20 protein-coding genes and 2 pseudogenes are annotated in these 24187 nt (G+C 73.0%); 7 read left to right on the forward strand and 15 right to left on the reverse strand.

Annotated features, from left to right (window positions below; all coding sequences use genetic code 11):
- Positions 1 to 17: 17 nt before the first annotated feature.
- From manA to ACZ34W_RS19790, 5 genes are all read right to left on the reverse strand, one after another.
- Positions 18 to 1211, reverse strand: coding sequence for a mannose-6-phosphate isomerase, class I (gene manA, locus ACZ34W_RS19770; RefSeq protein WP_465605758.1), 1194 nt, complete (start codon positions 1209 to 1211; stop codon positions 18 to 20).
- Positions 1212 to 1305: 94 nt separating this feature from the next.
- Positions 1306 to 2334, reverse strand: coding sequence for a LacI family DNA-binding transcriptional regulator (locus tag ACZ34W_RS19775; RefSeq protein WP_465605760.1), 1029 nt, complete (start codon positions 2332 to 2334; stop codon positions 1306 to 1308).
- Positions 2335 to 2479: 145 nt separating this feature from the next.
- Positions 2480 to 3361 carry a carbohydrate ABC transporter permease gene (locus ACZ34W_RS19780; RefSeq protein WP_465605762.1) on the reverse strand — a complete coding sequence of 294 codons (882 nt, stop codon included), beginning with the start codon at positions 3359 to 3361 and terminating at the stop codon, positions 2480 to 2482.
- Complete coding sequence (locus ACZ34W_RS19785) at positions 3358 to 4356, reverse strand: carbohydrate ABC transporter permease (RefSeq protein ID WP_465605764.1); 999 nt, start codon at positions 4354 to 4356, stop codon at positions 3358 to 3360. Before ACZ34W_RS19785 ends, ACZ34W_RS19780 begins: the two co-directional genes overlap by 4 nt.
- A 97-nt stretch (positions 4357 to 4453) precedes the next feature.
- Positions 4454 to 5761 (reverse strand): ABC transporter substrate-binding protein, encoded by a 1308-nt coding sequence (locus ACZ34W_RS19790; RefSeq protein WP_465605766.1) that lies wholly within the window; start codon positions 5759 to 5761, stop codon positions 4454 to 4456.
- A gap of 337 nt (positions 5762 to 6098) precedes the next feature.
- Between ACZ34W_RS19790 and ACZ34W_RS19795 the strand changes: the two genes are divergently transcribed.
- Together ACZ34W_RS19795 and ACZ34W_RS19800 are read left to right on the forward strand one after the other, a co-directional pair.
- Positions 6099 to 7112, forward strand: coding sequence for an ROK family protein (locus tag ACZ34W_RS19795; RefSeq protein ID WP_465605768.1), 1014 nt, complete (start codon positions 6099 to 6101; stop codon positions 7110 to 7112).
- A 254-nt stretch (positions 7113 to 7366) separates the two neighbouring features.
- On the forward strand, positions 7367 to 8392 hold the full coding sequence (locus tag ACZ34W_RS19800; RefSeq protein ID WP_465605770.1) for a LacI family DNA-binding transcriptional regulator: 1026 nt from the start codon (positions 7367 to 7369) through the stop codon (positions 8390 to 8392).
- Between the two features lie 13 nt (positions 8393 to 8405).
- On the opposite strand, the gene ACZ34W_RS19805 is transcribed toward ACZ34W_RS19800, so the two are convergent.
- Positions 8406 to 9461, reverse strand: a complete 1056-nt coding sequence (locus tag ACZ34W_RS19805; RefSeq protein WP_465605847.1) for a LacI family DNA-binding transcriptional regulator — start codon at positions 9459 to 9461, stop codon at positions 8406 to 8408.
- Between the two features lie 522 nt (positions 9462 to 9983).
- Here ACZ34W_RS19805 and ACZ34W_RS19810 point away from each other — a divergent pair.
- From ACZ34W_RS19810 to ACZ34W_RS19820, 3 genes are all read left to right on the forward strand, one after another.
- Complete coding sequence (locus ACZ34W_RS19810; protein ID WP_465605772.1) at positions 9984 to 12395, forward strand: glycoside hydrolase family 2 protein; 2412 nt, start codon at positions 9984 to 9986, stop codon at positions 12393 to 12395.
- A gap of 536 nt (positions 12396 to 12931) precedes the next feature.
- Positions 12932 to 13273 carry a hypothetical protein gene (locus ACZ34W_RS19815; protein ID WP_465605774.1) on the forward strand — a complete coding sequence of 114 codons (342 nt, stop codon included), beginning with the start codon at positions 12932 to 12934 and terminating at the stop codon, positions 13271 to 13273.
- A gap of 412 nt (positions 13274 to 13685) precedes the next feature.
- Complete coding sequence (locus ACZ34W_RS19820) at positions 13686 to 14663, forward strand: 2-hydroxyacid dehydrogenase (protein WP_465605776.1); 978 nt, start codon at positions 13686 to 13688, stop codon at positions 14661 to 14663.
- A 157-nt stretch (positions 14664 to 14820) separates the two neighbouring features.
- Here ACZ34W_RS19820 and ACZ34W_RS19825 read toward each other — a convergent pair whose 3' ends face one another.
- From ACZ34W_RS19825 to ACZ34W_RS19855, 7 genes and pseudogenes are all read right to left on the reverse strand, one after another.
- Entirely contained in the window at positions 14821 to 15186 is a 366-nt protein-coding gene (locus ACZ34W_RS19825) for a hypothetical protein (RefSeq protein ID WP_465605778.1), read from the reverse strand.
- Positions 15187 to 15639: 453 nt separating this feature from the next.
- A complete protein-coding gene (locus ACZ34W_RS19830; protein WP_465605780.1) occupies positions 15640 to 16284 on the reverse strand; it encodes a dihydrofolate reductase family protein in 645 nt (214 codons plus the stop codon).
- A 141-nt stretch (positions 16285 to 16425) separates the two neighbouring features.
- Positions 16426 to 17091 carry a maleylpyruvate isomerase N-terminal domain-containing protein gene (locus tag ACZ34W_RS19835; protein WP_465605782.1) on the reverse strand — a complete coding sequence of 222 codons (666 nt, stop codon included), beginning with the start codon at positions 17089 to 17091 and terminating at the stop codon, positions 16426 to 16428.
- Between the two features lie 146 nt (positions 17092 to 17237).
- Positions 17238 to 17531: pseudogene (locus tag ACZ34W_RS19840) on the reverse strand (DUF1877 family protein); the annotation flags it as partial.
- Between the two features lie 280 nt (positions 17532 to 17811).
- Positions 17812 to 18297: a hypothetical protein gene (locus tag ACZ34W_RS19845; RefSeq protein ID WP_465605784.1), complete on the reverse strand. Its 486-nt coding sequence runs from the start codon at positions 18295 to 18297 to the stop codon at positions 17812 to 17814.
- A 411-nt stretch (positions 18298 to 18708) separates the two neighbouring features.
- Entirely contained in the window at positions 18709 to 18969 is a 261-nt protein-coding gene (locus ACZ34W_RS19850) for a hypothetical protein (protein ID WP_465605786.1), read from the reverse strand.
- Positions 18966 to 19304: a DUF6247 family protein gene (locus tag ACZ34W_RS19855; RefSeq protein WP_465605788.1), complete on the reverse strand. Its 339-nt coding sequence runs from the start codon at positions 19302 to 19304 to the stop codon at positions 18966 to 18968. The genes ACZ34W_RS19850 and ACZ34W_RS19855 overlap by 4 nt, the downstream gene beginning before the upstream one ends.
- Before the next feature lie 713 nt (positions 19305 to 20017).
- Here ACZ34W_RS19855 and ACZ34W_RS19860 point away from each other — a divergent pair.
- Entirely contained in the window at positions 20018 to 20887 is an 870-nt protein-coding gene (locus ACZ34W_RS19860) for a hypothetical protein (protein ID WP_465605790.1), read from the forward strand.
- A gap of 364 nt (positions 20888 to 21251) precedes the next feature.
- Here ACZ34W_RS19860 and ACZ34W_RS19865 read toward each other — a convergent pair whose 3' ends face one another.
- Positions 21252 to 22463 carry an alpha/beta hydrolase family protein gene (locus ACZ34W_RS19865; RefSeq protein ID WP_465605792.1) on the reverse strand — a complete coding sequence of 404 codons (1212 nt, stop codon included), beginning with the start codon at positions 22461 to 22463 and terminating at the stop codon, positions 21252 to 21254.
- An 88-nt stretch (positions 22464 to 22551) separates the two neighbouring features.
- Here ACZ34W_RS19865 and ACZ34W_RS19870 point away from each other — a divergent pair, with 88 nt between their 5' ends.
- Entirely contained in the window at positions 22552 to 23130 is a 579-nt protein-coding gene (locus ACZ34W_RS19870) for a TetR/AcrR family transcriptional regulator (protein ID WP_465605794.1), read from the forward strand.
- Positions 23131 to 23563: 433 nt separating this feature from the next.
- Here ACZ34W_RS19870 and ACZ34W_RS19875 read toward each other — a convergent pair.
- Positions 23564 to 23991 (reverse strand): annotated as a pseudogene (locus tag ACZ34W_RS19875) (SRPBCC family protein).
- Positions 23992 to 24187: the final 196 nt, after the last annotated feature.

Consider the following 24187-nt stretch of genomic DNA (forward strand, 5'->3'; position numbering starts at 1 on the left):
GGGGCGTGAGGGTTCGGTCAGCGGGCCCGCGGGACCTTCGCGCGGAACAGGGTGGCGTCACCGTCCAGCCGGACGGGTCCGCCGGCAGCGGGCAGGTAGGCGGACCGGCCGGGTCCGAGGGCGGGCCCGTCGCCGACCCGGGCGGTGCCGCGGACGCAGAGCAGGATCTGCGGTCCGTCGTCCACGATCCGCAGGGGTGCTCCGAGTTCGATCCGGGAGAGGCTGAACTCCTCGGCGGGGGTGAGGAACTCGAGCTCCTCGGGCCCGACGGGGACGGCGGGGACGTGCTGCGGCGCGGTGGGACGGAAGTCGACCACGGCGGCCAGCCCGGCGGTGTCGACGTGCTTGGGGGTGAGGCCGCAGCGCAGCACGTTGTCGGAGTTGGCCATGATCTCGACGCCGAGGCCGTGCAGGTAGGCGTGCGGAACACCGGCGTCCAGGTAGAGGGCCTGGCCCGGGCCCAGCCGCACGTGGTTGAGGAGCATCGCGGCGAGGATCCCCGGGTCGCCGGGGTGGTCGAGGGCGGCGCCCCGGTAGGCGGCCCAGACGGCCGCGTCCGGGTCGGCACCGGAGGCCAGGTCCGCCAGGGCGGAGGGGAGTTCGGCGGCGGCCCGCTCTCCCCTGGTCCGGTCCTCGGCGAGTGCGCCGGTCAGCACGGTGCGCAGGGCCTGGTCAGCGGGGGCGGTACGCAGCTGCCGGATCCAGGGGTCCAGTACCGGCAGTGCCAGCCGCTCCCAGAGCGCGGCGGTGACCCGCGGGTCGCGGAAGCCGCAGAGTGCCTCGAAGTCGCTCAGTGCGCAGATCAGTTCGGGCTTGTGATGGCGGTCGCGGTAGATCCGGTGCGGGGCGTCCAGCGGGATGCCGGCGGCCTGTTCCCCGTCGTACCCGGCCACCGCCTGGGCGGTCGTCGGGTGGACCTGCACGGAGAGGGCGTGGTCGGCGGCCAGCAGCTTCAGCAGGAAGGGCAGGCGGGGTCCGAAGCGGCCGGCCACCCGGCCGCCGAGCTCGTGCTGCGGATCCCGGGTGATGACGGTGTCCAGGCCTTCGCTGCCGTGGCCGCGGTCGATCCGGGCGGGAGCGCCGGGGTGGGCACCCATCCACAGCTCGGCCTCGGGCACGCCGGTGGGCCGGCGGCCCGTCAGTTCGGCGAGCGCGGTGGTGGACCCCCAGGTGTAGTGGCGGATGGGAGTGGTGAGCAGGTCGGCGGTCATGTCGGTGCTCCGGTGTGCGTGGGCCCCGACCCGTCCCCGGGCTTCCTCACCCTCACGAGGAGTCGGGGACGGGTCGGGAGTCTGTGGGAGGGGGTCAGCGGGCCGGTGGCCCGCTGCTGCCGCGCGGCACCAGGACAGGGGTGGAGGCCGGCCCGGTGGGCGGTCGCCGGTGCTCGATGACGTCGAACAGGGTGCGGGCGACAAGGGCTCCGTAGCCGTGGACGTCGTGGCTCATCGCGGACAGCGGGGGGTGGGTGAGCCGGCACAGCTGGGAGTCGTCCCAGGCGATCAGCGACAGGTCGGTGGGTACCCGGAGGCCGAGTTCGGCGGCGACGGCGATGCCGGCCACGGCCATGATGTCGTTGTCGTAGATGATCGCGGTGGGGCGGTCGGCGGAGGCCAGCAGCATCCGGGTGGCCCGGGCGCCGGCCCGGCCGGAGAAGTCGGTGGGCAGGCTGCGCGGCGGCTCCAGGCCGAGCTGTTCGGCGACGGCCTCCAGCGCCCGGGTACGAATGGCGCTGTGGCCGAGTGCCGGGTCGCCGCCGACCCGGGCCAGCCGGCGGTGGCCGAGCATCGCCAGGTAGCGGACAGCGTCCTCGACGGCGGCGCAGTCGTCGGTCCAGACGGCGGCCAGCGCCCCGCCGGCGAGCGTCGGGTGGCCGGCCGCCACGGCGGGCAGGCCGAGCGCGGCTACCGCCGGGACACGCGGGTCGGCCTCGGTGAGGTCGACCAGGACGGCGCCGCCGACGCGGCGGGCGCGCCACCAGGTGCGGTGCACGGCGATCTCCTGCTCGCGATCGCGCACCAGGCGCAGCAGCAGGGTCGCCGAGCGCTCCGCCAGGACGCTCTCGATACCGGAGATGAACTCCATGTAGAAGGGTTCCAGGCCGAGTTGGTGTGCCGGGCGGGCGAGGACCAGTCCGACGGTCTCGCTGCCGGGGGCGCGCCGGGCCAGGCTGCGGGCGGCTCGGTCGGGTACCCAGCCGAGTTCGTCGGCGGCGGCCCGGATCCGCTGCCGGGTGGGCGCGGACACCCCGGGCCTGTCGTTGAGGGCCAGTGATACGGCGCCGGCGGAGACACCCGCGCGGGCGGCGACGTCGCGGATGGTGACGCGTACGCTCATCGCCGTGCCCTCCTGGCAGTGCTCCGGGCAGGGTGCCGGGCCGGGTTCCGGGCCGGGTTCCGGGCCGGGTTCCGGGCGGGGTTCCAGGCCGGCGGCACCGCGGCGCGGGTGCGGTGCCGCCGGACCGTCGCCCTGGGGAGCCGGTTCACTTGCTGGAGCCGGCGGCGAAGCCGGCGTAGATCAGGCGCTGGAGGGCGAGGAAGACCACCAGCGTGGGCAGGATGACCAGGATGGTGCCGGCGGAGATGATCTCCCAGTTGACGCCGAACGGTCCCTGGAACCGGAACAGTGAGGTGGAGATGGTGCCCAGGTCGCTGGAGGGCATGTAGAGGAAGGGGATGAAGAAGTCGTTGTAGACGGTCACGCCCTTGACGATCACCACGGTGGCGATGGCGGGCTTGAGCATCGGCAGGATGATCCGCCAGTAGATCGTGAAGCTGTTGGCACCGTCGAGGCGGGCGGCTTCGTCGAGGGAGACCGGGATGGAGCGGATGAACTGCAGGAAGATGTAGATCGAGACGATGTCGGTGCCGAGGTAGAGCAGGATCGGCGCCCAGCGGGTGTTGAACGCGCCCAGGTTGTCGATGATCTGGAAGGTCGCCACTTGGGTGGTGACGCTGGGCACCAGGCTCGCCAGCAGGAAGAGCGCCATGACGAGCTTCTTCAGCCGGAAGTCGAAGCGGTCGATGGCGTAGGCGGTCATCGAGCCGATGACCACCGTGCCGGTCACCGAGACCAGCAGGATGAAGGTGGTGTTGAGGAAGGCGGGCAGCATCTTGCCCTGGGTGAAGGCGATGTGGAAGTTCTCGAAGTTGAGCCAGTTGCCCGGCAGGTCGAGCGGGCCGGTGTCGAGGGCCTCCTGACGGGTCTTCAGCGCGGTGAACATGATCACCACGAGCGGGATCAGCACGACGGCGCCGGCCAGGACCAGGGAGAGGTACTTGGCGCCGCCGGCGGCGGCGGACCGGGCGTGGATCCTCCCCGCGGCGCGGGGGTGCCGCGCGGGGGTGACGGGGTCGGTGGTCACGACAGTTCCACCCTCTCCTCCGGCACCAGGCGGCGCTGGATCCAGGTGACGAGCAGGATCAGGACGAGCAGGACGACGGCGCTGGCCGAGGCGAGGCCGTACTTGTCGAACTTGAAGGCCATGTTGATGCTCTGGATGACGAAGGTCTGCGAGCCGTTGGCGCCGCCGGTCATGATGTAGGGGATCTCGAAGACGGCCAGCGAGCCGGAGACGGCGAGGATCGCGCTGAGACTGATGACGGGCTTGATGCCGGGCGCGATGATGTGGCGGAACTGCTGCCAGCGGTTGGCGCCGTCGAGCGCGGCCGCTTCGTAGAGGTGGGGCGGGATGGACTGGATGGCGCCGAGGAACAGCACCAGGTTCAGGCCGGTGTAGCGCCACACCGACACGCCGGCCAGCGACGTGTTGACCAGGTCCGGGTCACCCATCCAGAGGTGCTCGCCGTGGACACCGAGGAGCGCGAGCAGGGAGTCCAGGGTGCCGTGCGGCCGGAAGAAGTAGAGGAAGACGAAGCCGATCGCGACGCCGTTGATCAGGTACGGGAAGAAGAGGATGCCCTTGAAGAAGTTCCGGAACCTGGTGTCGAAGCTCAGCACGGTGGCGAAGTAGAGCGCCAGGCAGATCTGCACCACCGCGGCGATCAGGTAGACGCCGCTGACCAGGAACACCTTGAACAGCTCGGGGCGGGTGAACAGGTCGGTGTAGTTCTCGAATCCGACGTTGTTCTTCTCCGGGCTGATGCCGTCCCAGTCGGTGAAGCTGTAGCCGATCATGTCGCCGATCGGCAGGTAGGTGAAGGTCACCAGCAGCCCGAGCGGCACCAGCAGGTAGAGCCACGGGGTGAACCACCAGTGCCTGCGGACGCCCTCGCGCCGGGCGACGCGGTCCCGGACACCCTTGCGCCGGGCGCCGCGGCCCCGGTCGGCCGGGGCGGCGGCGAGGGTGGTCCGCGCGGGGGGCTTTCCGGTGCCCCGGTCCCTCTGCAGTGCAGTCATCTTCGTTCCTTCGTAGGTCCTGGCGTCCGGTGAGCGGCACGGCCCGGCCCCGGTGTCAGAGCGGATGGGCCCGGGCCGCGCCGCTCGGGCCCGTGGGTCAGCCGACCGTCTTCTGCGACTCGGACCACTTCTTGTTGAGCTCGGCGAAGTAGCTCTTCTGGTCGCCGGCGGCGGCGCCGCGGGCGATGTCGACCAGCTTCTGCCGGTAGTCCGGGGCGTCCAGGTTGATCTCCGCGCCCTTGTCGATCTTCTTGACCGCGGCCAGCTTCTCCTGGTTCTGGCTGATCATCCGCACGCCCTTCTCGATGAAGGGCTTGAGCGCGCTGGGGAGTTCGGTGCCCTTGACGGAGGAGATGCCCTGCTCGTTCTGAGCGGCACCGGACTTGTTGACGAACCAGTCGATCCAGGCCCGGGCCGCTTCCTGGTTCTTGGAGTGCTTGTTGATCGCGTACTTGTAGTCCGGCTGCAGGACGGTGCACGGAGTGCCGGTCGTCGAGGGGAAGGGCATGTAGCCGATGTCGTCCGGGTTCGCGCCGGCCTTGGAGGCGGCATCGCGCACCTGCGAGATGGACCAGGAGCCGAGGTACATCGACCCGACCTTGCCGGTGGCCAGCAGGACCTTCGAGTTGTCCCAGTTGGTGGTGGTCGGGTCCTCCTCGGAGAGCTTCTCGTGGACGACCGAGTACAGCAGGCTGTCGATGGTGAAGATGTCGTTGCCGCCGGTCCACGGCAGCGGAGTGGTGGCCATGGCGTCCTTGGCCCCGGGGTCGCAGCTCGGGGAGCTGACCGCGTCGGTCCACTGCCGCAGCGGCCAGCCGTCGTGGTAGTTGGTGTAGTACGGGGTGGCGGCGCCCTTGGCCTTGAGGGCCTTCAACGCGGTGACGAACTCCTCCGGCGTCTTCGGCCACTCGGTGACGCCGGCGTCCGCCCAGACCTTCTTGTTGTAGACGAAGCCGGTCACCGTGCCGTAGTTGGCGATGCCGTAGACCTTGCCGGCCACCGTCGAGTAGTCGGTCCACTGGTACTGCTTCGACAGCTCGGCGGCCTCGCCCAACGGCGAGAAGAAGTGGGGGAACTGGGTGATCGACAGGTCCGAGGGGATCGGCAGCACGTCACCGTAGTTCTCGGTGTTCATGCGGATCTTGACTTCGCCCTCGTAGTCCTTCATCCCCTCGAACTTCACCCTGACGTTCGGGTAGACCTTCTTGAACTCGGCGGCGTACTTGTCCAGGACGCCCTCGCCGAGCTGGTCCGTGCGGTTCGTCAGGACCGTGATCGAGCCCGACACCTTGGCCGGGTCGGCGTTGACCGTCGGGGCCGAGGAAGCGCCGTCGCCGCCATTGCTGCTACACGCCGTGAGCACCACCGTGGTCGCGGCCGCGACGGCCGCCCATCCTCTTCGCATCTCGCTCATCCTTCGTGCTGATCGTCCTGTGACACGGGGGGAGGCAACACCCAGCAGGCCTGGCCGGTCTCCCTGGCTGCTGGACGCTTAACGTAGACGTCACTTCGCCGTCATGTCCATAGAGCGGTCAACATTGCTATCCACGAGTTCTGTGTCCAATCAAGGCGCTCTTTACTAAAACATTGCCTAACAAGATATCGAATCGTCCTTGATGCCCGATCGCGACCGGCGGGGCGCTGGACAACGTTGTCGCGGTGGATCAGAATCACCGGGATCGCCCCGGCGGCGCCCCGTCCAGCGCTACGGCACCCCCTGCCACACATGCGGAGAAGTTACAATGAGTTACGACATGGCCGCTCCCGCGACGACACCCGGACCTGTTGGGCCGGCCCCGGGCGGCGCCCTCGCGGGACCGCTGATCGCGGCTATCGACATCGGTGGCACCAAGATCGCGGGCGGCCTGGTCGACACCGACGGCGCACTGCTCCACCAGCTCCAGGTGCCCACCCCCGCCGACGGTGACCGGCACGAGCTGATGGCCGCCGTCGACCACGTCCTCGACGACCTCGCCCGCCTCCCCGACTGGCAGCACGTCCGGGCCCTCGGCATCGGCAGCGCCGGCCCCGTCGACATCGCCGCCGGCACCGTCAGCCCGGTCAACCTGCCCGGCTGGCGCGGTTTCCCGCTGCGCTCCGAGGCCGCCGAGCACCCCGCCGTCCGCGGCCTTCCGGTCGTAGTCGGCGGCGACGCCGTCGCCATGACCGCGGCCGAACACTGGCGCGGCGCCGCCCGCCCCTTCCGCAACGCACTGTGCCTGGTGGTCTCCACCGGCGTGGGCGCCGGGCTGGTGCTCGACGGCCGCCTGTACACCGGCGCCACCGGCAACGCCGGGCACCTCGGCCACATCAGCATCGACTACCGGGGCCGCCCCTGCCCCTGCGGCTCCCGCGGCTGCCTCGAAGGACTGGCCTCCGGCACCGCCATCGCCCGCACCGCCGCAGAACTCGGCTGGCGGCCAGGCCCGGACGGCGTCGCCACCGCAGGCGCGGTCGCCGTCGCCGCCCGGGCCGGCGACCCGCTCGCCCTGACCGCCTACGACCGCGCCGCCCTGGCGCTGGCTGCCGGGATCGCCGCCACCGCCACCCTCGTCGAGATCGAGGCCGCGGTGATCGGCGGCGGCGTGGCCAGGGCCGGCTCCGTCCTCTTCGACCCGCTCACCCGCCACCTCGCCTCGTACGCCACCCTGTCCTTCGCCCGCGGACCGAGCCTGGTGCCCGCGCACCTGGGCACCGACGCCGGCCTGGTCGGCGCCGCCGCCCTCGCCCTCCCAGCCCTGCCCGCCCACCGCTGACGCCCTTGGCCTTCCCACCGGCCCGCGGGACGACGGCGCCGACCCGCGGGACGACGGAGCCGTCCCGCGTCGTCCCTGCCCTCCGGACCCGGATCCCCACCCGCCCGACCGCCCGGGGATCGGCGGAGAAGGCCCCGCCGCCCGCGAGATGAGCCGCGGGCACGCGGCGGTCCGCCGGCCGGACGACCTGACAGGATGTACCGGGAACGCGTGCACGCGCGTCGCCGGGCCACCAGCCGTCGGAGGGGAACAGCATGCAGCACCGGGTGACGATCCGAGACGTCGCCGCCCGCGCCGGGGTCTCCGCCGGCGCCGTCTCGCTCGCCCTCAACGACCGGCCCGGCGTCTCGCAGGAGACCCGCCGCCGCATCACCGAAGCCGCCCGCGAACTCGGCTGGTCCCCCAATCTCGCCGCCCGTTCACTGGCCCGCGGCCCCCGGGTGCACACCATCGGCATGGCGATCAGCCGCGAAGCCGTGGCCGAGGGTCTCGACGCCCTCCACATGGCGCTCATCGGCGGCATCGAGAACGTCCTGTCGGAACGCCCCTGCTCCCTGCTGCTCCGCCTCACCGCCAGCAGGGAGATGGAGATCGCCCTCTACAAGCAGTGGTGGCAGTCCGGCCAGGTCAACGGAGCGGTGCTGACCGGGGTGACCGCGGACGACCCCCGGATCGAGCCGACCCACCGTCTGGGCATGCCGGTGGTCGCCGTCACCCACCCCGACCACAGCGGGCCCTTTCCGGCGGTCTGGATGGACGAGGCGGCGGCGATCACGGAGGCCGTGCGCTACCTCGCCGTCCTGGGGCACCGCCGGATCGCGCACATCACGGGCCCGGCCAGGCTCGGCAGCGCGCTGGTCCGCTCGCGGGCGTTCGAGGACGTCGCCGTCGAACTGTCTCTCCAGGACCACCGCCACGTGCCCACCGACCTGTCCGCGCACCAGGGCGCCAGAGCCACCCGGGAACTGCTTACCGCCGATCGGCCGACCGCGATCGTCTACGACAACGACATCATGGCCGTGGCCGGCCTGGCTGTCGCCGCCGAGTTGGGCCTGCGGGTCCCCGAGGACGTGTCGCTCGTCGCCTGGGACGACTCCGACCTGTGCCAGATCACCAGACCCGGACTGTCCGCCCTCAGCCACGACCCGTTCGCGTTCGGCTCCGAGATCGCGCGGTGCCTGCTCGAACTGCTGGACACCGGACGGGCCGATTCCCGCATTTCCGGTACGCCCGTCCTGGTCCCGCGCGGTACCACCGGCCCGCCGCCGCGCCGGCCGTGAGCCCTGCCCGTCCTCAGTGCCGGGCCGCTGGGAGGGGTGGTGCGGCAGTGCTTCCGCGGGGTGTCAGCTGCGGGGCGGTGTCTTCGTAACCGCCGCTCTTCTGCCCCGAGATCAGCGCCAGCAGGGTCCGGGCGGCGTGCGCGCCGTAGGCGTGGATGTCCCGGGTCAACGCGGTCAGCGCGGGCCGTACCACCTGGACGAGTGGGGAGTCGTCCCAGGCGACGATCGACAGGTCCCCGGGCACCTGGAGTCCGATCTCCTGCGCGACCGACAGGCCGGCCACGGCCATGATGTCGTTGTCGTACAGGATCGCGGTGGGCCGGTCGGGGGTGAGCAGCAGACGCCGCGTCGCCCGCGCACCCTCCACGCCGGTGTAGTCGGTGTGGACGACCGGCGCGGCCTCCAGCCCCAACTCCTGGCACACGGTGGTGAAGGCCACGTCACGCAGTGAGGTGTGCACCAGGCCGGTGAGCCCGGCGACCCGGCCGACCCGGTGATGGCCCAGCGCCGCGAGGTACTCCAGCGTCTCGCGGATCGCCGCGGCGTCGTCGGACCACACCGGGGTCAGGCCACCCGAGCCGGACGGGTGACCGATGACGACCGTCGGCAGGCCGAGCTCCTCCAGGGCCGGCACCCGCGCGTCGTCCTCCCGCAGGTCCACCAGAATCGCACCGTCGATCTGCCGCTCGCCCCACCAGCGCCGGTACGCCTCCAGTCCGCGTTCGTGGTCGGAGACCACCTGGAGCGCCAGCGAATAGGAGGCGTCGGACAGGACGTTCTCGATCCCACCGATCAGCTCCATGAAGAACGGCTCGGTCCCCAGCATCCGGGCCGGCCGCGCCAGCGCCAGACCCACCGCCGATGACTTCGCCCCGCTCAGCGCCCGGGCGGCGCTGTTGCGCACGAACCCGATCTCCTCGGCGACCTCCGCGATCCGGGCCCGGGTCGCCTCCGAGACGCCCGGCTGACCGTTGAGCGCGTTCGAGACGGAGACCTTCGACACGCCGACGATCTTGGCGATGTCGGCGATCGTCGGCCGTCGCCCGGCCGGACGCTGCTGCGGGGACACCTGATCCACGAGGACCCTTCTGGACGGCTTGGGCAGACCTTGCCCCCAAGCTACTACGGGCCCGGCCGTCCGCAGAAGCCGCCCCGGCATGCTCGGGGCAACCGGTTAACCAGCGGTTGAAAGCGAGCCGGTGACCACAATGGCGCCCCTCGGAGTGAAGCGGTTAACTCGACGAGCGCCGTAGCCGGACGCACCGGCGGCCGCCTCGGCGCGACCGCCGCCGACTCCGGTCGCACCCCAGCGGTCGGAGGTGGCGCGCCGGTGCGGCTCAGCAGGCGGCCTGCCGCACACCGGTGATCGACCGCAGCTGGCGAACCGGTAAAGGAAAGGCACTTAACTCCACGCTCGTCGTCAACGATCAGCGCGCTCCCGCAGACTCGATTGCCATCTCAAGCAGGGACTTCATCGCTCGACTGGGCCCACAAACTTCACCTAACCGGTTTATGGACAGGTTCAGTAGGAGGGGCTACGGTTGCTCCCACCCGCCTTCGGAACCACCCCCACAGCGAATGGAGCCGCACGATGAAGGACGTCACCCAGCTCGACCAGGGCTGGGCCCTGCACCACGCGGGGAGTCGGCTCCCCGCCGCCGTGCCCGGCTGCGTCCACACCGATCTGCTGGCCGCCGGTCTGATCCCGGACCCGTTCCTGGAGGCCAACGAGACCGACGTCGCCTGGGTAAGCCGCCAGGACTGGACCTACACCCTGGACCTGCCGGACCACGGCACCCGGCACGAGCGCACCGACCTGGTCTTCGAAGGGCTCGACACCGCCGCCACCATCACCCTCGGCGGCACGGAACTCGGCTCCACCCGCAACATGCACCGCGGCTACCGCTTCGACGCCACCGGCCTGACCGGCGAGCTGGCGGTGCGCTTCACCAGCGCCTACCGGGAGGCCGAGCGGGTGCGCGCCCTGGTCGGCGACCGCCCCAACGTCTATCCGGAGCCGTTCCAGTACATCCGCAAGATGGCCGCGAGCTTCGGTTGGGACTGGGGCCCGACCCTGCCCGGTGCCGGCATCTGGCGACCGGCCCGGATCGAGCGCTGGTCCACCGCCCGACTGGCCCGGGTGCGCCCGCACACCACCGTCAACGGCACCACCGGCACCGTCGAACTCCACCTCGACCTGGAGCGCACCACCACCGGCGCGGCCCGCGAGCTCACGGCCACCGCCACCATCGGCGACCACACCGCCACGGTCGCCTTCCCGGTCGGCCAGGACACCGCCGTCATCGTCCTGGACGTCCCCGACCCCGCGCTCTGGTGGCCGCGCGGCTACGGCGACCAGGCCCTGTACGACCTCGACGTGACGCTCGCCGACGCACAGGGGCCGCTCGACAGCTGGCACCGCCGCGTCGGCTTCCGCACCATCGAGCTCGACACCTCCGACGACGAACACGGCAGCGGCTTCACCCTGGCGGTCAACGGCGTCCGCCTGTTCGTCCGGGGCGTCAACTGGATCCCCGACGACACCCTGGTCAGCCGGGTCACGCCCGAACGCTACCGGGAGCGCCTCACCCGCGCCGCCGAGGCCAACGTCGACCTCGTGCGGGTCTGGGGCGGCGGCATCTACGAGGACGAGGCCTTCTACGACACCTGCGACGAACTCGGCCTGATGGTCTGGCAGGACTTCCTCTTCGCCTGCGCCGCCTACCCGGAGGAGCAGCCGCTGCGCGGCGAGATCGAGGCCGAGGCCCGCGAGAACGTCGTCCGCCTCATGCCGCACCCCTCACTCGTGCTGTGGAACGGCAACAACGAGAACCTCTGGGGCTTCCGCGACTGGGGCTGGGAGACCGAACTCGCCTCGGCCTCCTGGGGCGAGGGCTACTACCTCGGCGTGCTGCCCCGCATCGTCGCCGAACTCGACCCCACCCGCCCCTACACGGCCGGCAGCCCCTGGTCCGGCAGCTGGGACCACCACCCCAACGACGTCGACCACGGCACCCACCACTCCTGGGAGGTGTGGAACCGCCAGGACTACGCCGAGTACCGGGCCACCGTCCCCCGCTTCGTCGCCGAGTTCGGCTGGCAGGCCCCGCCCGCCCACGCCACCCTGCGCCGCGCCCTGCCCACCGAAGAACTGGCCGCCGACTCCCCCGGCATGCTCCACCACCAGAAGGCCGAGGACGGCAACGGCAAGCTCGACCGCGGCGTCGAGCGCCACTTCGACCTCCCCGCCGACTTCGACCGCTGGCACTACCTCACCCAGGTCGTCCAGGCCCGCGCCGTCGCCGCCGGCATCGAGCACTGGCGCTCCCACTGGCCCCGCTGTGCGGGGACCGTCGTCTGGCAGCTCAACGACTGCTGGCCGGTCTCCTCCTGGGCCGCCATCGACGGCGACGGCCGCCTCAAGCCGCTCTGGTACGAGCTGCGCCGCGTCTTCGCCGACCGACTCATCACCCTCCAACCCACCACCGGCGACGCCGCCCCGACCGTCGCCCTGGCCAACCAGGCAGCCCAGCCCTGGCACACCGTCGTCACCCTGCGCAGGGTCTCCGCCGACGGCACCACCACCACGACCACCGAACTGCCGGTGACCGTCGAAGCCCGCTCGGTGCTGCGCCTGCCGGTACCGAACGCGCTGGCCCCGACGGCCGGCTCGACCAAGGAGTTCCTGGCCGCCGACGCCGACGACCTGCGTGCGGTGCACTTCCCGGTACCGGACAAGCGGTTCGACTACGCGCGGCCCGAGTTCGAACTGACCGTGGAGCCGGTGGCCGGCGACGACACGGCCCGCGACATCGTGGTCACCGCCCACACCCTCGTCCGCGACCTGCTGCTGCAGGCGGACCGGCTGGCACCCGACGCGGTCGCCGACCGAGGCCTCCTGACCCTGCTCGCGGGCGAGCGGGCCCGGATCCGGGTCACCGGAGCACCCGGCATCGACGCCGACACCGCCCGCGCCGCCCTGTACTGCGTGGAACCCGCGTGACCAGGTCCACCTGACGCCCCGCTGACGGCTCGCTGCTACCGGGCTCCCACCGCCGGCATCAGCGAGCCGCCAAGAGCTTCGCCGCCACCACCATGGTCGACGCCACCACCTGGCAGAGCAGCGGCGTCTCCTACCCCTGACCCACACACGCCCGGGTGCCGCCGGGCCTCGCCGCTCCCGACGCGGTCGCGGGCCGCCGTACGCGCGGGCCGCGACCGCTCCCCGACCCTGCCGAGGGCCACCGGCCTTGATCGGTCGGCGGGCCGGCGCTGCCGCGCACGCCGGGCGGCGGCCGTACGGGGTGGGAGCGGGGTCGGTTCACCGGCGGGGGCGGTTTCCGCCGGCGGGGGCGGTTCGTGCCCGTTCGGACACGGGGCGGTTGCGCCCGTGCGCAGGAGTTGGCGCCGCGCGCTGCCCTTTCGCCCGACGGTCTGGACGGGCCCGACGGCCGCGATCGAGCATCTGGTGATCCATCGTCACCTCGCCGCCCCGTCAGCGGCGTTGCCACCGGCTGCCGATCACCGTGGAGGACCGCCGTGCAGCACCGTTCCCGCCCCACCCCCAAGGCGCTCGGCGCGGGCGCCGCCCTGAGCCTGGCGCTGGCGCTCACCCTGAGCCCCGCACCGGCCCTGGCCGCGCCCCCGGGCCCGGGGGCCGAACCCGATCCCGTCCCCGCCCTGGTGGCCGGGGAGGGCACCGCCGCTCCGCAGCTGGTGACCGGACTGGCAGAGGCCGCGCCCGGCGGCGCGGGCGAGGCGGCACGGGCCCATCTCGCGGCCCACCCCGACCGCTACCGGATCGACCCGGCGCAGCTGACCGAGCTCGCCGTCGAGGCGCAGCGGCGTGTAGACCGGAAATCCTTCGGCGCCGTACGGTGAGGGACCGTCATTCGAGGCGGTGAAGACCACAAGATTTCCCGTCTCGCCTCGGTTGTCGCCCCGTCATCCGCCGACCGGAGCACCAGTGGGAGGCCGGGGCTCGGGCGTTCCCGGCCCAGAACCCTGCTTGTGGTGCCCTTCCTTACACAGACCCCGATGTCCACCTGTCGGAGCGATCTCCGCGCCGCGAGACCGGCTTCCGGCCGGAGAACCCGGGGCCGGCTGTCCTCCGCGCTCGGGTGTCCTGCGAGCCGTGCGCGTCGGCCGCGCAGGAGAGACCAGACGGTTCCACCGCCTGGACGACTTCCTCCGGAGCGGCGGAGACATCCGGTCCGCCGCCCGTAGGCTGGGGCCCGCGGCGCCGCCGGGGGGGCGGAGCGTGCCGCGCTCAGAGTCGACCGAGGAGCCGAGCATGGACAGGCGCAGGGTGGTCGTGACCGGGGCGACCTTCCCGGACCAGGTGGTACGGAAGCTGGAAGCCGGCGGGTTCACCGTCGAGTCGCTCCCCGGCGACCTGAACGAGGACAAGGTGGTCCAGGCGCTGCACGGCGCCTGGGGCTACGTACTGGGCGGGTCGGAGGTGATGTCCGCGCACGCGTGGGACCGGCTGCCGGATCTCGCGGTGGCGTGCTTCATGGGCACCGGCTACGGCTCCTTCATGGAAGTACCCGAGGGCGCTTCGCCGACCCGGTTCTGCTACACCCCGCACGCCAACGCCGTGGCCGTCGCGGAGTTCACCGTCGCTCAGATGCTCGACCTGGTCCGCGGGGTGACCCGCCGGGTGACGGGCGTGCGGGCGGGGCTGTGGAGCGAGGACGCGACGCCCTCGCTGGTCGGCGCCCGACTCGGGGTGGCCGGCATGGGCCACATCGGCCGCGAGGTGGCCCGGATGGCGCACGCCGCGTTCGGCATGGAGGTCCTGTACTGGAACCGCACGCACCGCCCGGAGCTCGACGGGCTGCCCTACACCGCGGTCGCCTCCCTGGACGACCTGTTCGAGGCCGCCGAGGTCGTGACCCTGCACTTCCCCCACCAGCCGGGCGTCAACGACGGCGTGATCGGCGCACGGCAGTTGACGGCGCTGGGCCCCGACGGCTTCCTGATCAACACCGCCCGCGCCGCCCTCGTCGACCCCGACGCCCTGCGCACCGCGCTCGCCGAGGACCTGATCGCCGGCGCGGCCTTCGACGGCTACTACACCGAACCGACGCCGGACCCGGCCGAGGACCCGTACGGACTGCTGGAGTTCGTCCCGGACCGGCTCCTGGTCACGCCCCACTGCGCCTACCTCAGCACCCAGGCCGTCCGGCGCATGGCCGAGATGGCCGCGGAGAACCTGCTCTCCGTCGCCCGGGGCGACGAACCCCGCTACCCCGCCACGGCCGGGTAGCGCGCCGCGCCGGGTGGTCGGTGACGCGGCGGGCGGGTGGCCGGTCCTGGGCGCGGGATGCCTTCGACGTCCCCGGTGACGGTCCACCCTCGCCCGCCGCGGTCCGGGCCGCCGGCTCGCGGCGACACCCGGACCGCGGCGGGCTCCTCGCCGGACCCTAGCGAACGACCTCGTAGCTCAGCGCCGGGAACGGGAAGTCGGCCCAGTGCAGGCTGCCCAGCACGTAGGACAGGTCGCTCGGCTTGCCGGGCAGGCCGGTCCGGCAGTCGGCGGTGAAGTAGACCCTGATGTCCACTTCGGTGAAGTCCACCGCGGACAGTGCGGGGGACGGCAGCGCGCGGCAGCCGGTGCTGCCGGTGTCGACCGGGAACCTGGTGCCCGTCAGGTCGGCTCCGGCGGCGAAGTAGGCCACCGGGGCGTGCGGGAGTTCGACGGCGGCGGCGGGCTGGGCGAGAGCTCCGCCCAGCAGCAGGGCGGCCGCGGTGGCGGCGACGGCGGTGAGGCGCTTCAGGTGGACGGTCATCGCGGGACTCCTCCTCGAAAGGTCTTCCTACGGTGCGGTCAAGCTCATTGCATCTTCAACTACGCCTGCCACCCGTGCCAAGACCATCCGGGCCCGCCCTCCCCCCAACACCGGTAGGCGGCCGCGGCGATGAGCACACCCGGTGCCCACCGCCGCGGCCGCCGCTACCGGCGCCACGCGCCGGGGGTCACCGCAGCGTGGGCAGCGAGGCGTAGCAGGGGAACACGTCCTTGGTGGGCGAGACCATGACGTCACCGGTCCGCGGGCCCACGACGCCGTCCTGGGCCAGGCTCGCCCACGGGGGACGGCGGCGGGACGGGCGGGACGGCCGGCGCGGCAGGCGCCGTCGTACCGGTGCAGGACGCCCGAGCGGGCCCGCCCGCCGTGGTCACCGTGCTCGGCGGGCGGCTCCGGGGAGGCACCGCGGCCGGTGGGGGCCGCCCCGGGGCTGTGTCACTTCCGCCAGAACAGATGGTGCGTCACACCGCTGGAGCTGGGCACGACGTCCAGGTGGAAGCGGTCGAGCAGCTCGTCGGGGGACTCCCAGAGCCGCAGGCCGGACCCGAGCTTCAGCGGCGAGACCGCCACGTGCAGGGTGTCGACGAGGTCGGCGTCGAGGAACTCCCGGACGGTGGTGACTCCCCCGCCGAGCCGGACGTCCTTGCCCTGCGCCGCCTCCCGCGCCTGCTCCAGGACCGTGGCCGGGTCGCCGTCGACGAAGTGGAACGTGGTGTCGGAGAGCGTGAACGACGGCCGCGTGTGGTGGGTCATGACGAACACCGGGGTGCGGAACGGCGGCTCGTCCCCCCACCAGCCGCGCCACTCGTGGTCCTGCCAGGGCCCGCGCTGGGGCCCGAACTTGTTGCGGCCCATGATCTCGGCCCCGATGTCGCGGGGGTAGTCGCGGGTGAAGTAGTCGTCGAGGCCCCGGCTGCCCCCGGGGTCGGTGCGCATCGGCCAGCTCGCCGTCGCGCCGGCCCAGGAGAACAGCCGCTCGGGGTGGTCGAAGCCGAACGGGCGCTCGAAGCTCTGGTCCTCGCCGGCCGCGACGCCGTCACTCGAGACGACGAAGTTCTGGACCCTCAGCAGTTGCGTCATGTGTGTTCCTCCAGTGGTTCCTGCCGGACGACGACGGTGCGGCTCCCGGGCGCGGGACAGACACGGCGGCAGTCTTGCAGGCGCCACCGACAATCGGGCCGAACCGCACCGGTCGGCGGCGGGCCGCTGCGGCTGCCCGGCTCACCCGAGGACCAGCGGCATCTTCGTCCCCGGTGCCCCGTGCGCCCCGAGTGCCGTCCGCTCGGCCGGGGTCGCGGCCCGCCGCCCGGTGCCGACCAGCAGCGCGTCCGCGTCCGCGAACGAGGCCGGGAACGCTCCTCCGGCGATCCGCTCCAGCAACCGACGCGCCCCGGCCAGCCCCTCGGCGGGCGGGCCCGGCAGGTGCGGCAGGTGAGCGACCAGATCGAGGTGGTGCAGCGTCCACTCCAGCACGTAGGCGTCCAGGTAGTCACCGGCGGTCAGCACCTGCCCCTGGGTGGCCACCCGAAACCGCGGATCGGCGAGTTCGGCGGCGCGCCCCGCCGCGGAGCCGACGTCGTCGAGGTGGAGGCGGAGCAGCCCCGGGTCCCCGTAGGCGGCGGCCAGCCGGACGGTCAGCGCGTCCAACGGGTCCTGGCCGTCGGGCGGTTCGGCGGACACCTGCCAGTACGACGCCGCGTCCCGGGTCGGCTCCGCGGGGGACGGGGTGACCAGGGTGATCAGTACGTCCTGGGCGTCGATCACCAGGTGGCACACCAAGTCCCGCACCAGCCACCCGGCACAACCCGACGGCTCGGCGAAGTCCTCCTCCGCGAGCCCGTCCACCGCGGCCCGCAGCGCCGCCCATGACCGTCCGAAGAGATCCACGCCCGCAAGCTACCACCGCCCCCGCCCGGGCCGCCGGAACCGGCGACCGGGTGGAGCGGGAGCGGGCCGACCGCCTCTGCCCGCGCACCCGCGGCGAAGCCTTCTCGGCGCGGGATGCGGCGGCGGTGCCCTACTCGGTCGGTGCCCTACTCGGTCCAGACGAGCACGGCCTGCCGGTAGCGGGCCGCCGTCCGGAGGAAGTCGGCGAGGGCCCGGTAGTGGCCGGAGGCGAGGTGCGGCGCGTCCTCCTCCGTCCAGCCGGCGGGCAGCGCGACAGCGGCGGCGAGTTCCGCCGGGTCGACCCCGTCGACCAGGGCGCCGGGGGACAAAGCCGTGAGCGCGTCCGCGACGGCGCGGACCTGTTCGGGAGTCAGGCAGCGCGGCGGGCCGTAGCACCGGTCCCCCGCGTCGGGGAGCTCGTCCTCCCCGTGGACGACGTCGACCGGGGGGCGTGGCGGCGGAGCAGGAAGCCGAGTACGTGCCCGGCCCGTCCGGTCTCGTGCAGCCGCTCCCGGGCGGCCGCCCCGCCTCCGTCGAGCTCGGCGACCCGTGCCCGCGCCCGGTCCGGCTCGGCCGCCGCGCGCCGCAACTGGTCGGCGCTCAGCCGAGACAGCGACCGTTCATTCCCAGGACCGTGAGCCTGGAGCCTGACGGTTCGGCGTCCCTGCGGGGAGAGCGGGTGGTCACGGTGGATGGCCTGCACCCGCGTCAACTCCCGGGCTACGCGGCGGTCGTGGGACAGTCGTGGTGATGGGGCGGCAGGCACACGACGTTCAGGACCGGCTCCTCGTCGTCCACGATCTCGAAGGTGAAGACGGCGCCGGAGGGTTCGGCCTCGACCGAGCGCTGACCCTCGAAGGTGAGTGCCGGGTACGGCCGCCAAGGACAACCGGCTCGGTCCAGGGCGGCGATGACGTCGGTGTAGTACGGCTGTCCGGGAAGGGCCGGTCGGCCGGCCAGTGCGGGTGGGAGGTCGATGACTTCTCGCCAGGTCTGGAGGCAGACGAGCACGACGGCTCCGCAGCGGCACACCGCCAGTTCCAGGTCCCCGTAGCCGACCAGTCGGGGCCACTCGTCAAGGTGCCCGACGGCACCCACCCACGGCTCGCCGAACTCGGCGGTCACCGAGGCCAGAATCACCCCGTTCGCGACCGGCCCCAGGTGCCCGGTCCGCGCCAGGCCGGTCAGGACATCGAGTATCTCCACGACAGCGGAGCCTGCCACCTGCGGCGATGGCTGTCCAACCGGTTGACCGGCCCCGGACGGCCGCGCCCGACCCGGAGCGAACGGCCGAGCAGGTCCCCACACGGGAGGCTCGTGGACGCGGGCCCACCACAAGGGGTCGACCCGCAGCCGGTGGGCGCGTGCCACAGTGAAACCGATGCCCGGCAACGGTGGTGACGCCGACTCGGCGACCTCTGTGTTCCCGATTCCCGGATGCCGGCCGATCCTCGTGGACTCCCGAACCGGATTCTGCGGGGTCTCGTCGCTCGCGGAGCGGGAGAGGTGGCGGGTCGCCGGCTGAGCGTTCGGCGCAGGCCGGCGCGGACGGCCAACAGTGCGGTGAGGGCGGCCCGTTCAGGCTGTGGGCGCGGTGGAGGTCAGCCGAGCCGGAGGTCAGCCGAGCCAGACGATGTCGAGGACGTACAGGCGCTCGGCCAGGCGGTTGACCGAGTAGACCAGGCTGAGCTGGCCGACGGAGGCGCAGCGCAGGTCCTCGCCTTCGAGGTCGGTGGCGTCCCACTGCGGCCATCCCCAGGGGGTGCAGTAGGCGATGTCGAGCAGGTCGCGGACCGTCAGCCGCGCGTGTCGGGGCAGGTCGACGAAGGTCTTGGCCGCCTGCGGGGACAGGCGGGCCGGCCAGACCCGGTCGGTCACGGGTTCGTCCCGGTGAGTTCGGCGAGGTCGATGCCGTCCTCGTCGTCCGTGCCGGCGGCGAGGAACGCGTCGACCGCCGGTGCGCTGTCCAGGCGGAACCGCCAGGTCCGGACCACCTCGTGCAACGGGGAGAGGTCGTAGGTCTGGCGGGAGTCCTCCAGCGCCTTCGCCCAGTCCCGCTCGAAGGCCGGCAGCCACCGGGCGGACCGCTCGGGCGGCTCGGCGTGGATGCGGACGAGCAGTTGGGCGGCGGCGCGAGGCGCCGGGGCCGACGGCGGGGCGGGCAGGTGGTCGGGCTGGGCGCTCAAGAGGTCCTCCACTTCGTCGTCGGTCACGGTACGGCAATCGGTGGGCGCGAGGGCGGGGCCGCTACCGGATTCCCTCCTGGTTGGCCGATTCGCGTGCGTCCCGAGCCGTCGGTCCGGCCTGCCCCGGGTCCGGCGGTCCGGGGCGTGCTCGTCCGCCCCGTTTCCCCAGAGGGGGGCGCCGCCGCGTCGAGTTGCCCCGCGCCGTACGGGTCGCGAGTCCGCGCCCCTGCCCCGCCGCCCGGGGGCCCGGCGCGGACGCGACAACCCCCGTGCCGCTGCTGCCGCTCACGAATCTCACCCACCGGACCCGCTGCCGCCCGGACCGCCGCAGGGGCGACGGGCCGCGGCTTCGGGGTGTGCGGCGACTCTTCGGCGGCGTACGCCCCTCCACCGTGTCGGATGCCTCCGGCAGCGGTCGCCACTCGACCGATCCATCGAGCAACGCCCCTCCAGCCAAAGGGAGATGGGGCGCGGACAGGGGTGCCGTTCAAGCACCGCGTCGGGTGCCGGGAACCCTGGTCGGCCTCCGTCCGCCAACACCCGCCCGCCCTCCGCGCGTTCGCTTTCACACCGGGTTCCACCGAGGTCGGGCCACGCACCGTCGGCACCCCGTGCGATGGAACATTCCGCAATCCTCGTACACCCCGCCCGGCTAGCCGTACATTCACTGCACGACTGGTGATGGACTACGCGTAGGAGTGGTTGTGGGAAACGGGAACACTTTCGGTACGGACAGCGGTGTGGGATCGACGATTTCGCTGTTGGAGGGGAGACTGCCCGCAGTGCGGGACCGGCTCGCCCGGGCGGAGCAGGAACTCGCCGCCGCCAGGGCCGAGGCGGAGGCGGTGGCCAAGGCGCTGGCGGGCCTGCGGGGGCTCGCCGGCGTGTCGATCGGTGACGGGGGCGAGTCGGGCGCCCCCGAGGCGCAGCCGGTTTCGGCCGAGGCACCGCAGGAGGCGGCCGCGGCGACGGAGCCGACCCCGGCGGCACCGGCACCGGCTGCGGCGGAGGCGCCCGCTGCCCCGGCCACGCCTGCCGCTCCGGAGGCGTCCACCGCTCCGCCGGCGAAGGCGCGGAGCAGGAAGCCGGCAACCGCCAAGAAGGCGGTGGCGGCGAAGAGCGCCGCGTCTGACGCGGAGCAGGCGGCGCCGTCGTCGGCCCCCGGCAAGAAGCGGACCGCGACGAAGGCGGCGGCCAAGGACAGCGGGCCCAAGCCCACGGCGAAGCGGACGCCTGCCAAGAAGGCCACGTCGACTCCGGCGGCGGCCCCCGCCAAGAAGGCGGCTCCGGCTCCGGCGACCACCGCCAAGAAGGCCGCACCGGCGACCCCTGCCAAGAAGGCCGCACCGGCTCCGGCGACCACCGCCGAGGGCAAGACCGCCTCGTCGGACCGCCGGCGCCAGGTGGCGGACGCGGACAGCGTGGTGGCGGTGCTCGCGAAGGCCGAGGGCCCGCTGCGCGCCCGCGAGGTCACCGAACTGCTGGGCCTGGAAACGCACGAGGGCAACATCAACACGATCCGCACCAGGTTGGAGCGTCTCGCGAAGGCCGGCCGCGCGCAGCGGCCCGAGCGCGGCCTCTACACGGCCGTCGCCGGGGCGAAGGCCTGACCGCCGGACGGGGGCGTGCACCGGTCGACTCCGGTGCACGCCCCCGGCGATGACGTCCGTCGGGCGGCCGGGCCCGTCGCGACGGGCCCGCCTCGGCCGGTGGGGGTGAGGGCATCGGCACGAGAGGACGAGGCCGGTGCACGCAGGGACCGGTGCGGCGGGCCCGAGGGGACGGCCGCGACACCCGCGCAGCGCTCTGTCCTCAGGGTGGGCGGGCTCCCGACCGAACCGCGGCAGGTCCGCGGGGACGCGGCCCGCTGTTCCCGGGGTGGGTCGGGGTGGGGCGAAGCCGCCACCCCGGAACCGTCGGTTCGGCGGCCGGCCCCGGTCCGGCTCCGCACCGGGCCGGGGGCCACCGCCTCCGTCACCGCAGGACGGTGTCGAGCCAGTCGAGGATCCGGCCCATGGCGAGACGCTGGGCGCCGGTGTGGCAGTGGGCGCCCGCACCCTCGGCGACGGTGAAGCGGGCGAGGGTCTTGGGGCAGGTGAGGCGGTCGTAGAGCTGCTGGGCCTGGCCGTCGAAGAAGAGGTCCTCCTCGGCGTCGCAGACGAGGGTGGGGCAGGTGATCCGCTCGGCGATGCCGTCGGCGAGCGTGTAGTCGAGGTAGGAGGCGAGGAACGCTCGCGGGGTCGCCACGTCCATGACGTAGGAGCCGTGCGTGATGGCCCAGCGCACGGTCGGGTTGGTCTTCATCAGCGCCTCGATGGAGGCGTCGATCTCGGGAGCGTGCTCGGCGCGCAGCAGGGCCTCGGCCTCGGGGCGCGGCATCGGCAGGTTCTTCACGCTGACTTCGCCGAGGTCGTACACGCCGTCGACGGCGATCACGGCGGCCAGTCGGTGTTCGAAGGCGGCCGCCCTGGGCGCGAGCAGGCCGCCCATGCTGAGGCCGAGCAGGGCGATGCGCTCGGGGTCGACCTCGGGGCGCTCGGCGATCAGCCAGTCGACCACCGGGGTGACGACGCTCTCCCAGTTCGGGCGGAAGGGCAGCCCGTCACGGAAGCGGGCGGCCGGCTGGCCCGGGCCGTCGAAGGTGAGCACGTGGTAGCCGCGCTCCTGGCCGGCCGCTCCCCCGAAGAAGTGCATCTCCTCGGCGGACCCGTCGAAGCCGTTGTGCATGACGATCGTGGGCGCGGGGGCGTCGCCGGGGGCCCGGTAGAAGTAGCCGTGGAGCACGGTGCCCTCGAAGGGGATCTCGACGGGTTCGATGCGGGGCTCGAAGAGGGCGGCCGCCGAGCGGAAGGTGTCCACCGCGCGCTCGTAGGAGGACGCGATGCGGGGGTCCTTCGGGTTGCCGTGCAGGAAGAACTCGGCGGAGCGGAAGTAGTTGCTCGCCCGCAGGTAGGCGTCCCGGGCACTGATCCGGTGGCCGCCGGCCAGGGCGGTGGCGGCCTCGGCGGCGGTGCGCTCGGCGGTGGCGGACCACTCCTCGTACCAGCCGTCGTAGTCACCGGCGGTGATCCTCTGGGCCGTGGCGATCACCTCGCCGAAGTCGGAGCCTCCGTAGGCCGCGTGGCCGATCGCCCGGAGGGTCTCGTACCAGAACTGCGGGTCGTTCTCGAAGAGCAGGGGCTTCATGGCGTTCTCCTAATGCAAGATTGGTTGCGTTAATTACGGTAGTGAGCCGAAGCCATAGACGCAAGTTCTCTTGCGTTAGTCTTTGGCTGTGAACGAAGACCAGGTACGGCGCAGGACCGGCGGCCGAAGCGCCCGCGTACGGGAGGCGGTGCTCGGCGCGACGGCCGAGCTGATCGCCGAGCACGGCCACGCACGGATCTCCATCGCCCAGATCGCCGAACGCTCCGGCGTCCACCAGACGTCGATCTACCGGCGCTGGCGGTCGACCGACGCGATCGTGCTGGAGCTCGCGGTGGAGCGCCTCTCCGCCACGTCCGTGATCCCCGACACCGGGACACTGCGCGGGGACCTCGTCGCCTACGCCCACGGGGCGGCGGCGTCGATCGAGGGACCGGACGGCCTGGCACTCCTACAGGCGCTCGTCGCCCTGCCCGCCGGGAGTGCCGACCCCGGCCTCGACCCCAGGACCGTGCTCGCACCGCGCGGCAGGGACCTGCAGGACATGCTCGACCGGGCCGTGGCACGCGGGGAGCCGCAGCTGCACCTGATGGACGTCCTGGACGGGATCGTCGCACCGCTCTACCTGCGGGTCCTCTTCCGGATCGGGGGGATCGACGAGGCGTACCTCGACTCCCTGGTCGTCAGGACGCTGGCGGCGACGGACTGACCGCCGCGCTGGCCCTGCCGGGGCGGCGAAGAAGGCCCCCGACGCGGCCGCGGGCCGGGCCGCCACCGCCGGGCGACTGCGGGCCGTTCGGCCCTTCCAGCTGTGTGCAAGGTTCATGACGCACAGACTGGCGCCGGACGGCGTCCACTTCCCAGGTCCGTGCGGGGCGGGTACTGTCCACCCCTGTCCGCGGCTGTCCACCCGGTCTGCGACGGTCCACCCGGTCCGGCGATGCGCGCACCAGGCCGTGCCCGAGCACCTCGGGGATCCGCTCGCGTACGCGGGCCCGGCCGTCGTCGTGCTTCTCAGCGCGCTCGAACTCCGCGCACTCCGTCGCCGGGGCGGGCGCGGAGTGCGCGGAGCGACAGCCGGCTGACCGGTGTGGGGGCCGCCCCGGGCGCGGGACGGCCCCGGTCGGCCTCGCCGGGTGGGGTCAGCGGGCCCGCAGCGGGCCGGCGAAGGACTTGCGCAGGGAGGACGGGGCGACGACGGGGAGCAGCGAGGCCAGCAGCTTGCCCTTCAGGGTGTCCGGGGTCCTGGTCAGTCGGACGTCCACCCGGGTGCCGTCGCCCTCCGGGGTCAGCCGGAAGACCCAGCCGCCGCCGGGCCCGAAGAGCTTGGAGTCGAGGGTGGTGATGGTGACCTCGTCGCCCCCGGGCTTCCAGTCGTAGCGGGCGCGCTCCCAGGCGGCGGCGGTGCCCTCGGTCACCTCGGCCCAGCCCTCCCCCGCGCCGTGCACCGCGAATGCGCCGCGTCGATGGTGGGCCACGCCTGGGCGCGGGCCGGGCCGAAGTCGGTGAGGACGGCCAGCACGGCGTCCGGGTCGAGCGAGGAGATCAGCTGGAAGTTGACGACGGTCACGAGGTCCTCCGGAGGTGGTGCGGGGCGGGCTGGGCCCGGTCGCACCCACCCTGGTGCGCGGACGCGGGTACGGCATCCGTCAGTTGACCGAGGACAGGGCCCGCGTCATGGCCCTACGTCGACCGCCGGGTACGAAGTACCCGCGCCGGGTGGGGGTTTCGCCGGCCGCGGGTGGCGGGGCGGGGCGGTGACGGGC

This window comes from Kitasatospora sp. NPDC022856 (genome assembly GCF_055561235.1).

Excerpts from the sequence above, each read along its gene's own strand:
- manA (WP_465605758.1), bottom strand. The coding sequence starts at position 1,211 with ATGACCGCCGACCTGCTCACCACTCCCATCCGCCACTACACCTGGGGG.
- ACZ34W_RS19775 (WP_465605760.1), bottom strand. The coding sequence starts at position 2,334 with ATGAGCGTACGCGTCACCATCCGCGACGTCGCCGCCCGCGCGGGTGTC.
- ACZ34W_RS19785 (WP_465605764.1), bottom strand. The coding sequence starts at position 4,356 with ATGACTGCACTGCAGAGGGACCGGGGCACCGGAAAGCCCCCCGCGCGG.
- ACZ34W_RS19790 (WP_465605766.1), bottom strand. The coding sequence starts at position 5,761 with ATGCGAAGAGGATGGGCGGCCGTCGCGGCCGCGACCACGGTGGTGCTC.
- ACZ34W_RS19795 (WP_465605768.1), top strand. The coding sequence starts at position 6,099 with ATGAGTTACGACATGGCCGCTCCCGCGACGACACCCGGACCTGTTGGG.
- ACZ34W_RS19800 (WP_465605770.1), top strand. The coding sequence starts at position 7,367 with ATGCAGCACCGGGTGACGATCCGAGACGTCGCCGCCCGCGCCGGGGTC.
- ACZ34W_RS19810 (WP_465605772.1), top strand. The coding sequence starts at position 9,984 with ATGAAGGACGTCACCCAGCTCGACCAGGGCTGGGCCCTGCACCACGCG.
- ACZ34W_RS19820 (WP_465605776.1), top strand. The coding sequence starts at position 13,686 with ATGGACAGGCGCAGGGTGGTCGTGACCGGGGCGACCTTCCCGGACCAG.
- ACZ34W_RS19825 (WP_465605778.1), bottom strand. The coding sequence starts at position 15,186 with ATGACCGTCCACCTGAAGCGCCTCACCGCCGTCGCCGCCACCGCGGCC.
- ACZ34W_RS19830 (WP_465605780.1), bottom strand. The coding sequence starts at position 16,284 with ATGACGCAACTGCTGAGGGTCCAGAACTTCGTCGTCTCGAGTGACGGC.
- ACZ34W_RS19865 (WP_465605792.1), bottom strand. The coding sequence starts at position 22,463 with ATGAAGCCCCTGCTCTTCGAGAACGACCCGCAGTTCTGGTACGAGACC.